The organism is Corynebacterium xerosis NBRC 16721 = ATCC 373 (assembly GCF_001552415.1).
Classification (GTDB): Bacteria; Actinomycetota; Actinomycetes; order Mycobacteriales; family Mycobacteriaceae; genus Corynebacterium; species Corynebacterium xerosis.
This window is the reverse complement of record NZ_BCRD01000003.1, coordinates 324,131-336,495: the sequence shown is the minus strand read 5'-3', so window position 1 is coordinate 336,495 and position 12,365 is coordinate 324,131. Positions and strand designations below refer to the sequence as shown.

6 protein-coding genes and 1 pseudogene are annotated in these 12,365 nt (G+C 69.7%); 5 read left to right on the top strand and 2 right to left on the bottom strand.

Annotation, left to right across the window (positions count from 1 at the left end):
• Positions 1 to 103: 103 nt before the first annotated feature.
• The 3 genes and pseudogenes from serS to CX1_RS07030 form a co-directional block, all read left to right on the top strand.
• Positions 104 to 1,357, top strand: a pseudogene (gene serS / locus CX1_RS07040) (serine--tRNA ligase); the annotation flags it as partial.
• 80 nt (positions 1,358 to 1,437) lie between these two features.
• Positions 1,438 to 2,472, top strand: coding sequence for a lysophospholipid acyltransferase family protein (locus tag CX1_RS07035; protein WP_082719191.1), 1,035 nt, complete (start codon positions 1,438 to 1,440; stop codon positions 2,470 to 2,472).
• 84 nt (positions 2,473 to 2,556) lie between these two features.
• The gene (locus CX1_RS07030; protein WP_046649784.1) at positions 2,557 to 3,378 is read left to right on the top strand and encodes a Cof-type HAD-IIB family hydrolase; all 822 of its coding nucleotides are present in this window, start codon (positions 2,557 to 2,559) and stop codon (positions 3,376 to 3,378) included.
• A gap of 404 nt (positions 3,379 to 3,782) precedes the next feature.
• Here the strand turns inward: CX1_RS07030 and CX1_RS07025 are convergent, their stop codons facing one another.
• The gene (locus tag CX1_RS07025; protein WP_046649783.1) at positions 3,783 to 6,212 is read right to left on the bottom strand and encodes an N-acetylmuramoyl-L-alanine amidase; all 2,430 of its coding nucleotides are present in this window, start codon (positions 6,210 to 6,212) and stop codon (positions 3,783 to 3,785) included.
• 327 nt (positions 6,213 to 6,539) lie between these two features.
• Here CX1_RS07025 and glf point away from each other — a divergent pair, with 327 nt between their 5' ends.
• Positions 6,540 to 7,742 carry a UDP-galactopyranose mutase gene (gene glf, locus CX1_RS07020; protein WP_046651096.1) on the top strand — a complete coding sequence of 401 codons (1,203 nt, stop codon included), beginning with the start codon at positions 6,540 to 6,542 and terminating at the stop codon, positions 7,740 to 7,742.
• Positions 7,743 to 8,035: 293 nt separating this feature from the next.
• Here the strand turns inward: glf and CX1_RS07015 are convergent, their stop codons facing one another.
• Positions 8,036 to 10,030, bottom strand: coding sequence for an N-acetylmuramoyl-L-alanine amidase (locus tag CX1_RS07015; protein WP_082719190.1), 1,995 nt, complete (start codon positions 10,028 to 10,030; stop codon positions 8,036 to 8,038).
• A gap of 322 nt (positions 10,031 to 10,352) precedes the next feature.
• Between CX1_RS07015 and CX1_RS07010 the strand changes: the two genes are divergently transcribed.
• Positions 10,353 to 12,359: a glycosyltransferase gene (locus tag CX1_RS07010; RefSeq protein WP_060925459.1), complete on the top strand. Its 2,007-nt coding sequence runs from the start codon at positions 10,353 to 10,355 to the stop codon at positions 12,357 to 12,359.
• Positions 12,360 to 12,365 lie beyond the last annotated feature (6 nt).

Here is a 12,365-nt window from a genome sequence, read left to right as displayed (position 1 = left end):
GCGCGCGCGGGGAAAAGGCCGCGGGAGGTGCGGCGGGCCGTCGTCAAGCGCGGATCCCCCGGTTGCCGCGTAGACGCCGGCCCCCTGCGGGTACCCTGGGCACGTGATCGATCTGAAATTCCTCCGCGACCACCCCGACGTCGTCCGCGAATCGCAGCGCACCCGCGGCGAGGACCCGACCCTCGTCGACCAGCTGCTCGACGCCGATGCGCGCCGGCGCGACGCCATCGCCTCCGCCGATGCGCTGCGCGCCGAGCACAAGGGCTTCGGCAAGAAGATCGGCGCGGCCTCCAAGGAGGAGCGCCCCGCCCTGCTGGAAGAGGCCAAGGCCTTCTCCGGCCGCGTCAAGGACGCCGAGAACGAACAGCGCGAGGCCGAGGCCGCGGTGCACGAGCTGCAGATGAAGCTCGGCAACGTCGTCGCCGGGGCGCCCGCCGGCGGCGAGGACGACTACGTGGTCCTCGAGCATGTCGGCGAGGTCCCCGAGTTCGACTTCGAGCCGAAGGACCACCTGGACCTGGGCGAATCGCTCGGCCTGATCGACATGGAACGCGGCGCGAAGGTCTCCGGATCGCGCTTCTACTTCCTCACCGGCGCCGGCGCGATGCTGCAGCTCGGCCTGCTCAACCTCGCCGCGCAGAAGGCGACGCAGCACGGCTTCCAGCTGATGATCCCCCCGGTGCTCGTCCGCCCCGAGACCATGGCCGGCACCGGCTTCCTCGGCGCGCACGCCGACGAGATCTACCACCTGGAGGAAGACGACCTGTACCTGGTCGGCACCTCCGAGGTCGCGCTGGCCGGCTACCACGCCGACGAGATCATCGACCTGTCCGACGGCCCCGTGCGCTACGCCGGCTGGTCGTCCTGCTTCCGCCGCGAAGCCGGCTCCTACGGCAAGGACACCCGCGGCATCCTCCGCGTCCACCAGTTCGACAAGGTGGAGATGTTCTCCTACTGCAAGCCGGAGGACGCCGCGGCCGAGCACGAGAAGCTGCTGGCCATGGAGCGCGACATGCTCGCCGCCGTCGAGGTGCCCTACCGCATCATCGACGTGGCCGGCGGCGACCTCGGCTCGTCGGCCGCCCGCAAGTTCGACACCGAGGCGTGGGTGCCGACGCAGAACACGTACCGCGAGCTGACGTCGACGTCGAACTGCACCACCTTCCAGGCCCGCCGCCTGAAGACCCGCTACCGCGACGACAACGGCGGCACCCAGTTCTGCGCCACCCTCAACGGCACGCTGGCGACGACCCGCTGGCTCGTGGCGATCCTGGAGAACAACCAGCGCGCCGACGGTTCCGTCGTCGTGCCCGAGGCGCTGCGCCCGTTCGTCGGCCGCGACGTCCTCGAGCCGGTGGCCAAGCCGAAGAACGCGGCCAAGAACTCCAAGAACGCCGCCAAGTCCGCGAACGCGAAGAAGAAGGGCTGATCCCGACGATGACCTTCGATGCCTCGAAGTACACGAAGATCAAGGGATTCACCGTCCCGAAGTCCTTCACCCCGGCGCCGCTGACCGCGGAGGCCAAGGAGTGGTTCTACGGCCGGACGATCCTGCCCGCCGCCATCGGCTACATGCGGTTCCAGGGCCTGGACATCACGGTCGAAGGCGCCGAGAACATGCCCGTCGACGGCGGCGCGATGGTCGCGGTGAACCACACCGGGTACTTCGACTTCGTCTACGGAGGCATCCCGGCGTTCCTCAACGGCCGCCGCCTGGTGCGGTTCATGGCCAAGAAGGAGATCTTCGACAACAAGATCGCCGGCCCGCTGATGCGCAAGATGAAGCACATCGAGGTCGACCGCTTCGCCGGCCGCGGCGCCTACGAGGAGGCCGTGCGCCGACTGCGCGCCGGCGCTCTGGTGGGCATCTTCCCGGAGGCGACGATTTCGCGGTCCTTCGAGATCAAGGAGCTCAAGACCGGCACCGCCCGCTTGGCCGGCGACGCCGGCGTGCCCATGGTCCCCGTGATCATGTTCGGCTCGCAGCGGGTGTGGACGAAGGGCCACAAGAAGCACCTCGGCCGCGTCAACGTGCCCGTGTGGATCCGCGTCGGCGAGCCGATCGCCACCACCGGCGATGCGGCCGCGGACACCAAGACGCTTCACGACGCCATGGCCGAGCAGCTCCACCAGCTGCGCCTGGACTACATCGACCGCTACGGCGACGCGCCCGGCGCCTACTGGATGCCGGCGTCGCTGGGCGGCTCGGCGCCGACGCTGGAGGAAGCCAACGTCATGGACGAGAAGCTGCGGCTGGAGCGCATCGCCAAGCGGGACGCCAAGCTGATCGCCGAAGGCAAGGAACCGCTGGGCGACACGAAGCTCAACGACGCGGCCGCCCGCGGCGGTGACGGTGACGGGGGTTTCGGCGACGGCGGGGGAAACGGCCGCGCCAAAGGAACCAATGGCTCCGACGGCACGACCGGTGATTCCGGCGCCGGCGATTCAACCGCCGGCTCCCCGGAGCGCTGACCCGACGTGACTTCCGAGGTTCCCCGCGCACCCGATGCGGACGCCGCACGGGGTGGCGGCGGGGCGTCGCAAAGCAAAGGGGGCCTGCCCCCGCTGCTGGTGGCCTCCGACATCGACGGCACTCTGCTCGATTCGCGTGACCGCGTGTCGCCGCGGCTGAAATCCGCGCTGAGCCGCATGATCCGGCGCGGTGTGCCGCTGACCCTGGCCACCGGTCGCCCCGCCCGCTGGCTGCAGCCCGTGCTGGAGCAGCTGCCCGTGCAGCCGGTGTGCGTGTGCGGCAACGGGGCGGTGCTGTACGACTCCGGCCGCGACGTGATCCTCGCCGACCATGGGCTGCCGTCGGACGTGCAGGCCGAGGTCGTCGCCATTGCGCGCTCCGCCATGGCCGACGTCGGGCCGGTGGGCGTGGCCGTCGAGCGCGCAGGCCGATCGGCGCTGGACCCGGCCGAGGAATTGTTCGTCGTTGGCCCGACCTACGCCCACGCGTGGGAGTCGACCGAGCACGGCATCTGCGAGGAGCTCGAGATGATGTCCGAGCCGGCGACGAAGATGCTGCTGAGCAACCCCGGAATGGCCAGCTCGGAGCTGCATGCGATCATCGCGCCGCACATCCCCGAGGATCTGGCGCACGTCACGTACTCCATGCCGGAGGGGCTGATCGAGGTGTCCGCCCCCGGCGTGACCAAGCGGGCGGGGCTGGAGGAGCTGGCCTCGCTGGTCGGGGCCGGGCCGGCCGACGTCGTCTGCTTCGGCGACATGCCCAACGACATCGAGATGCTGCGCTGGGCCGGCATCGGCGTGGCCATGGGCAACGCGGTCGACGAGGTGAAGGCCGTCGCCGACGAGGTCACCGCCACCAACGACGACGACGGCGTGGCGAGGGTCCTCGAGCGCTGGTTCTAGCCGCGCCGCCCCTCGCGCCCGGCCGCTTCCTCGCGCCCCGCGTTGCCCGCGCCGCCCACACTCGTGCAACTCCGCGCCTGTTCACTCCCATCGCGCCCCTCGCCCCCGCGTCGCCGGCTGATTGTCGGCCGGGAGTCGGCTGGCTATCCATCCCTGCACCTAACCCCGGACGCTTCGGCCGATTCATGCAACGAAATCGCCGAAGCGTCCGGGGTTAGGTGCAGTGGCGGGCCCGCCGTGTCGGGTTCGGCCCCTTCGGGAGGATTCGCCCGTGGTGGGGGAGCGGGTGGGCGTCGTGAAGCAGCTTTGCGACGCCGACGCCACCCGCCCACCAGGTGCGAAATGCGAAGGAGCGCGCACCGGATTGAACCGGTGCGCGCTCCGTCGTCGTGCAGGTGACGCCGCTACTTCAGGTCGACCGTGACCTCGCCGGTGGCGGGATCGAAGGTGATGGTGCCGTTCTGGAACTCGGCCTTCTCCACGCCGTCGACCGTGGTCTGGGACTTGGTCGGGGCGCCGAGCTTGCCGATCTCGAAGCCCTGCTTCGCCCACGCGTCGGCGATCTCGTTCCAGAGGGCGACCGAGCCGGTCGTCTCCGAATCGGTGATGATGCCGTTCTCGAACTTCACGTAGCGCAGCGTGTCCGCGCGGCCCTGCGGGTTCGCGACGGTCGCGCCGGTCTGGATGCCGGTCTGCGCCTCGCCCAGGACATCGCCGAACTGCTCGACGACGCTGGCCCACTCGGCGGCGAGGTCGTTCTCCTCGTCGATCTCGAGGATCTTCTCCGCCAGCACCGGGATGTCGTCGATGGACGGGCCGTCCTCGATGGACTTGCCCAGCGCGTCGAAGATCGCGTCGGCCGACTGGCCCAGGCCCGGGGTGCCCAGCACGCCGAACGCCGCCGCCAGAATGGAACGCGCGCCGGAGATCACGGTCATGGCGTCCTCCTCGGACACCGAGCCCGAGACGTCGGTGCCGCCGGTGCCAGTGCCGGTTCCGCCCGTGCCGGTACCAGTGCCGCCGGTGTTGTTACCGCCGGTCGTGCCGCCGGTGTTGCCAGTGCCCGTGCCCGTTCCGGTGTTGGTGCCACCCGTGTTGCCGGTGCCCGTACCCGTGCCCGTCCCGGTGTTGGCGCCGCCGGTGTTGTTTCCGCCGGTGTTGCCCGTGCCCGGGGTGACCCCGGTGCCGATGCCGTCACGGCCCGGAATGTCGATGGTGATGCCGGTGTCGCCCGACGGCTTCTCGTTGTTGATCTTGCCGTTGGTCAGATCCTTGTACTTCGCGTCGGCGATGTTGCGGATGTTGTCCATCTGCGCGTAGCCGGCGTTGCCGGGGCAGGACGTGTTGCCGACGTCGCGGTGCGCGAAGATGTTCGGCAGCTTCACCTGGGTGCCGTAGGGGTACTTGGTGTACGACGAACCGCCCGAGGTCAGCGTGGTCGTGCCCTTGGGGGCGACGCCCGCGACCTTGTGGCGCCAGCCGAGCATCTCGCCGACCGACTTGATCATCGCCTGGGTCGGCTGGACGGACGAGTAGTCGCCCATCATCGAAATGCCCCAGGTGTTCTTGTTGAAGCCGCCGGCGTGGGCGCCCTGGACGTTCTTGTCCAGGCCGCCGTAACGGCCTTCGTAGATGTTGCCGTACTTGTCCACCATCGCGTTGTAGCCGACGTCGCACCAGCCCAGCGTCTGCGCGTGGTACTGGTACACGCCGCGGACGATGCCCGCCGCCTGCGCCTGCGTGTAATTGTTCGAGCCCGCCGTGTGGTGGACGGTGGTCGCCTTGACGGAATCGTCGTAGGTGGCGTTGCGGCAGCGTGCGCCCTCGTTGGCGCCCCAGCCCGCGCGGGTGATCACGCGCGGCATGCCGGTCAGGTTCTTCGCGTCGACGATCGGGTCGATCGCGTCGCCCTCGGCGGCGTTGCCGTCGATGAACACCGCGTCGACCGAGTCGAGCGGCACCTCGTCGTTGACGGCCTCGATGTCGCGCCAGGCGGGGAGGTCGTTGATGGTGCGGCCGTTGGCGCCCGGGGACTCCTCGACGTCGCGGGCACGGGTCCCGGACGAGCCTGCCCCGCCGATCTCCTCGGGCTGGCCCAGGCTGCCGGCACCGCCGGGCACGCCGGCGCCCCCGGCGGAACCGGTGCCGCCGACGGCGTCGTCCTGCTCCTCGGAGCTGCCCGCGCCGCCGATGGCGTCGCCGATCGCGTCGCCGGCATCGCCCGCGCCGCCGCCGGAACTGCCGGCGCCGAGGAAGTCCTCGAGGCGGCTGCGCTCGTCATCGTTGAGCTCGGACGAACCCTCGATGTCGTCGACGGTCACGCCGGAACCCGGGCCGAACACGTTGAGGCCGTGGGTGGACACCTGCACGGCGGTGGTCGGCTCGACATAGACGAGCTCGGTGCCGTTGATGCCGTTGCCCTCGCCGTCGGCCGGGTAATGCGGCTCGGCGCCGTACCACTCCGACCAGGTGCCGTCGGGGCGCAGCGCACGGAAGTAGCTGGCGACGTCGGCCGAACCCTGCCAGGTCAGCGCGAACATGGAGAACTCCTCGTCGCGGCGGAGTTCCTTGACCACGCCGCGATTCGGGTGCAGCTCGTCGGCCACGGACTGCGTGGCGATGGCGGCGTCCTCCACCAGCACGGACGAACCGGCGGTGAGGGACATCTTGTCGATGAGCGCGTCGATCGGCCCGCGGCCGTTGTCCTCGACGAGCTCGATGGCCGCGCCGCCGCCGAGTGCGACGAGCGGCGCGGCGATGAGCGCGGACACCATTCCGAAGATGAGTGGGCGTCGCGCGCCGGGGTTGGCGCCGATGCGTCGTCGGTTCAACAAGGTAGTGACTCCAAAGCTCGGGTGCAGGTCGTCCGTCGGGCCCATCGCCGACACCCGATTCCGCAGGTCATGCGGATTTCGGGCACAGGCGATCCATGACGGATGTGCAATCTGTTACGAATGTTACCAATGTTACGAGAGTTGTCCATAGTTGTTGACGTGACAGGGGTGTGTCGTCCATCGCGTTTCGCCCCAGCGCATGGGCCCGCCGGCTCCTGACGCGCCGCCCCTTGGCCCGCCGGGTGGCCGTCGCAAAGCACGCGCCCGCCCCACCCCGCCCGGCCCGTCGCCGCGATCCCGCCCGCCCCACCCGTTAGGCTGGCGCGCGTGAACACTGACACCACGTATGACCTTTTCGTCGTCGGCTCCGGCTTCTTCGGGCTGACCGTCGCGGAGCGCATGGCCGAGCAGCTGGGCAAGCGGGTCCTCGTCGTCGAGCGCCGCGACCACATCGGCGGCAACGCCTACTCCGAGGCCGAACCCGAAACCGGCATCGAGGTGCACAAGTACGGCGCGCACCTGTTCCACACCTCCAACGAGCGCGTGTGGGAATACGTCAACCGCTTCACCGACTTCACCGGCTACCAGCACCGCGTCTTCGCCATGCACAAGGGCACCGCATACCAGTTCCCCATGGGGCTGGGCCTGATCACGCAGTTCTTCGGCAAGTACTACAGCCCCGACGACGCGCGCGCCCTGATCAAGGAACAGGCCTCCGAGATCGACGCCGACGCCGCCGCCAACATGGAGGAGAAGGCCATCTCGCTGATCGGCCGCCCGCTGTACGAGGCGTTCGTCCGCGACTACACCGCCAAGCAGTGGCAGACCGACCCGAAGAACCTGCCGGCGTCGAACATCACCCGCCTGCCGGTGCGCTACACCTTCAACAACCGCTACTTCAACGACACCTACGAGGGCCTGCCCGTCGACGGCTACACCAAGTGGCTGGAGAACATGGCCGACCACGAGCTCATTGACGTGGTCACCGACACCGACTGGTTCGACGTCCGCGACGAGCTGCGCGCCGCCAGCCCCGACGCCCCGGTCGTCTACACCGGCCCGCTGGACCGCTACTTCGACTACTCGGAGGGGCAGCTCGGCTGGCGCACCCTCGATTTCGAGACCGAGGTCCTGCCGACCGGCGACTTCCAGGGCACGCCGGTGATGAACTACAACGACGCCGAGGTCCCCTACACCCGCATCCACGAGTTCCGTCACTTCCACCCGGAGCGCGGCGAGTACCCGGCGGACAAGACGGTGATCATGAAGGAGTACTCGCGCTTCGCGGAGGGCTCCGACGAGCCGTACTACCCGATCAACACCCCCGACGACCGCGACATGCTGGCGAAGTACCGCGAGCGCGCCGCCGCCGAGGCCCGCGACAACAAGGTGCTTTTCGGTGGCCGCCTGGGCACGTACCAGTACCTGGACATGCACATGGCCATCGCGTCGGCGCTGACCATGGTCGACAACAAGCTCGTGCCGTTCTTCACCGAGGGCGTGGCCCTGGAGCAGGAGCGCGGCCACTAGTCCTGTTGCTGCGTGGCCACGTCCGCGCGTGCTTCCGCGTGCGCGCGGAGGTGCGGCCTCTGGTCGAGGACGCGACAAAGGAGCTTTACGACGGCCCGGCGGGAACGCCGGCACGTCGTGAAGCTCCTTTTTGCCGTGAGTGCCCCGCGAAGCCCGCTAACCCACCCTGAATGGTGTAACCCACCCGCTGTAACGGGTGGGTGACGCTATTCGGGGTGGGTTAGCCGGGGAGGGCCGAGGCTGGGCGGCGTGGCGCCGGGCCGGAGCGCTCGGGCCCGGATGGAGGCCGTCGCCTACGCGTAGGCGACGTCGACGGCGCGGGTCACGCCATCGCGGGTGATGCTGCCGCCCTGGAAGTCCGCGCGGTCGGCGCCCCAGTTCGGGGCCTGGGTGGTGGTCGGCGCGCCGAGGCGGCCGATCTCGAAGCCCTGCTTCGCCCAGGTTTCGGCGACCTCTTCCCAAATGGCGTGGGTGCCGGTGGCCAGCGTAGAGACGATGATGCCGCGCTCGAACTTCACGTAGCGCACGGGGTCGGCCTCGCCGGTCTGGTTAGGCACGGTCGCGCCCTGCTGGACGCCCGTGACCGGCTGGCCCAGGACGTCGCCGTACTCGTCGGTGACGGCACGCCACTCGGCGGCGAATTCGTCATCGCCGTCCTTCGTGGTCGTCGGCTGCACCAGCACCGGGATGTCCGCCAGCGACGGGCCCTGATCGGCGTTGCGGCCGACCGCGCCGAGCACCGACTCGGCGTCGTTGCCCAGGCCGGGCGCGCCGGCCAGGCCGAGGGACGCCGCCAGGATCGAGCGGCCGCCGGAGAAGGTGTCCACCTGCTGCTCGCCCTGCGCCATGGCCTGCAGGCCCGGGATCGCCGCGATGGCCTCCGGCGGGATGTCCAGGCCGTCGATGATCGATCCCAGGTCGCCGTCGGCGATGGCCCCAGGCAGGTCGGCGCGGATGTCCGTGGCGCCGTCCGGGCCCTCGTTGACGATGAGCCCGTCGCCCAGCCCCGACGACTTCTGCGCCGCGATCGAGCGAATGCGGTCCATCTGGGCGTAGCCGGCCGCGCCCGGGCACGTGGTGTCGCCGACGTCGCGGTGGGCGAAGATGCTGGGCAGGGTCGCCTGCTGGCCCGCGCCGTACTTGGCGGTCTTGTAGCCTTGGGACGTCAGCGTGGCCTTGCCGGAGGGGTCGAGGCCGGCGATGCGCATGCGCCAACCGATCATCGCGCCGACCGAATTGATCATCGCCGGGGTCGGGTGGGCGGTGGAGTAGTCGCCCATCATGGAAATACCGAAGGTGCCCTTGTTGAAGCCGCCGGCGTGGGCGCCCTGCACGTTTTTGGTCAGGCCGCCGTACCGGCCCTCGTAGATGTTGCCGTATTTGTCCACCAGGGCGTTGTAGCCGATGTCGCCCCAGCCCAGGACCGCTGTGTGGTACTTGTAGATGCCCCTTACGATGCCCGCGGCCTCTGCCTGCGAGTAGTTGTTCGCGCCGGCGGTGTGGTGAACGGTGGCCGCGACGAGCTTTTCGTCGTACGTGGGGTTCTGGCTGCGGATCGATTCGTCGGCGCCCCAGCCGGCGCGGGTGATCACGCGAGGCATGCCGGTGACGTCGGAGTCGTCGGCCACGGGCTCGATGCCCTCGGGGGTTACGCCGCCGTCGATGAACACGCCCTGCACGTCGTGCAGCGCCACGGGGCCGAGCAGATCGGCCAGGCCGGCGAAGTCCCCCGCGCCGGCTCGCTTGACGACGTCGACGAGGTCCTCGAGGCTCTCTCCGAAGACGTTGAGGCCGAACGTGGAGACCTGCACGGCGGTGGTGCGGCCGACGTAGACCGGCTCCGTGCCCAATAGCCCGTTGCCCTGCTCACCGGGGGCGTTCTGCGCGTCCGCGGCGAACCACTCGGACCAGCTGCCGTCCGGGCGCTCGGCGCGGAAGAAGGCGGTCACCTCGGGGGCCTCGCGCCAGGTCAGGGCGAACATGGAGAATTCGCGGTCGTGGCGCAGTTCCTTGACCAGGCCGCGGTTGGGGTGGAGGGCCTCGATCAGTCCGCGGGTGGCAATGGCGGCGTCGTCGACGAGAACCGCGGCGGCGTCGGAAAGCGCCTGGCTGGCCAGGTGCACGTCGACGGGGCCGGCGGCGGGGGTCTCCAGGAGGCGCAGGCCGGAGCCCACGACGCCGGAGTTCGCGATGGCCGCGGTGGACGCGGCTGCGGTGGTCACCGCCAGTCCCGCCAGGAAGGGGCGACGGCCGATCGCGGTGGAATTGATGCGACTACGAGTCGGCAAGAGGGCACTCCAAACTGAGAAAAATGAGACGAAACGCGATTGGTGAGGCGAATGTTACTCGTGTGGCTGGTGGTTGTCAGCCCGCCGCGTCGTGTCCGCCTGCGGAGATTTGCCCGGATCCCGGTGGTCGCCGGTGAAAGGGGCGGTGAAACACCGTTTCCCTGAAAATCGATCGGCCGGGGAGGCGTCGGGAATGGCCGGGGTTGCCCGCGGGGCCGCACGCCGGGGTCCGTCAATGCCGACGGTCCGGATCGCCACCATTACTATTCGGGGTACGTGACCCACCGGTTACGAGTCGACCCCGAAAGCCGTGATGCCACCCATGAGCACTGACGTACAGAACGGAAGCCTCGCCGTCGAACGATTGCAGCGGATCCTGCTGCCCAAGCAGGGCGAGCCGCGCGACGTGAGGTCCCTGTACCTCGTCGAACCGGACACGAACTCCGTCCGGGTGTCCGCACCGACGCGGACGACGGCCACCGTCACGGCCGGCGATGAGGTCAGCTTCGAGACCTACTTCAACGCCTTCCCGGCCAGCTACTGGCGCCGGTGGACGTCGCTCGACGAGGTCGTGCTGCGCCTGGAGCTCACCGGCGTCGCCCGCGTCGACGTGTACCGGTCCAAGATCGACGGCGCCCGCATCGCGGTGACCGGCCGGCTCGCCGGTGATCCGGCCGCCCCGGACGCCGTCACCGTCGTGGAGATCCCGGTGTCGCTGGCCCCCTTCGAGGACGGCGGCTGGATCTGGTTCGACCTGACCTGCGAAACCGACGTGACCATCACGGCAGGCGGCTGGTACTCGCCGGTGGCCGCACCCGACCAGGTCCACCCCGACGGCACGGCGCATCCCGCGCCGGAGGGCCGCGTCACGGTGGGCATCCCCACCTTCAACCGTCCGGACGACGCCGTCGCCGCGCTGGAGGCCCTGGCCTCCGACCCGGAGGTCGACGGCATCATCGACGCCGTCCTCATGCCCGACCAGGGCACCCGCCATCCCGCCGACGAGCCCGGGTTCCCGGCCGTCGCAAAGCATTTCGGTGACCGGTTGCGCATGTTCCCGCAGGGCAACCTGGGCGGCTCCGGCGGGTACTCGCGCATCATGTACGAGGCGCTCGGCGGCCCGGACTCCGATCCGGCCCGCGCCACCGACAGCCCGTTCATCCTCTACATGGACGACGACATCGCCATCGAGCCGGATTCGATCCTGCGCGCGGTGGCGGTGGGGCGGTTCGCGAAGTCCCCGATGCTCGTCGGCGGGCAGATGCTCAACCTGCAGGAACGCAGCCATCTGCATTCCATGGGCGAGGTCATCGGCCGCCACGACTTCATGTGGACCTCCGCGCCGCACGTCCATTACGACCATGACTTCCACGCGCACCCGCTGCGCGACCGCGGCGAGCACGGCGTCAACGCCACCGGCGAGACCATCGACTCGAAGGATCTGCACCGCCGCATCGACGTCGATTACAACGGCTGGTGGATGTGCCTGATCCCGCGCGTCGTCGCGGAGAAGATCGGGCAGCCTCTGCCGCTGTTCATCAAGTGGGACGACGCAGAGTACGGGCTGCGGGCGGGCAAGCACGGCTTTCCGACGGCCACCTGGCCCGGCATCGCGATCTGGCACATGGCTTGGTCCGACAAGGACGACGCCATCGACTGGCAGGCGTACTTCCACCTGCGCAACCGGCTCATCGTCGCCGCGATCGACCACGAAGGGCCGGTCGACGGCATCGTGAAGTCCATGCAGAAGGCCACCGCCAAGCACCTGCTGTGCCTCGAGTACTCCACCGTCGCCATCCAGAACGAGGCGATGAAGGACTTCCTGGCCGGCCCGGAGAACCTGTTCGGCATCCTGGAGACGTCGCTGCCGCGCATCAACGCGCTGCGCAAGCAGTTCCCCGACGCCCGCGTGCTGCCGACGGCCGGCGATCTGCCCAAGCCCACCGGCATCCCCGGCGTGCCGACCAAGGACATCGGCGGGCGCCTGGCGCCGGTGAAGAAGTCGGTGTGGCTGGCCAAGGGCCTGCTGCACAGCCTGCGCCCCCATGACCCGGCGCACCACGAAACCCCGCAGGCGAACCTCACGCCGTTGGAGGCCCGCTGGTTCTCGCTGTCGCGCGTCGACGGCGCGACCGTCACCACGGCCGACGGCCGCGGCGTGGTCTACCGCCAGCGCGACCGCGAGAAGGCGAAGGCCCTGCTGGCCGAGTCGCGCGCGCTGCAGAAGCAGGTCGCGGACCGCTTCGACGAGATGCGCCGCCGCTACCGCGACGCGCACCCCGAACTGACGAGCCGGAAGAGGTGGGCCGATGTCTTCGAGCAGCAGTAGCGGCCC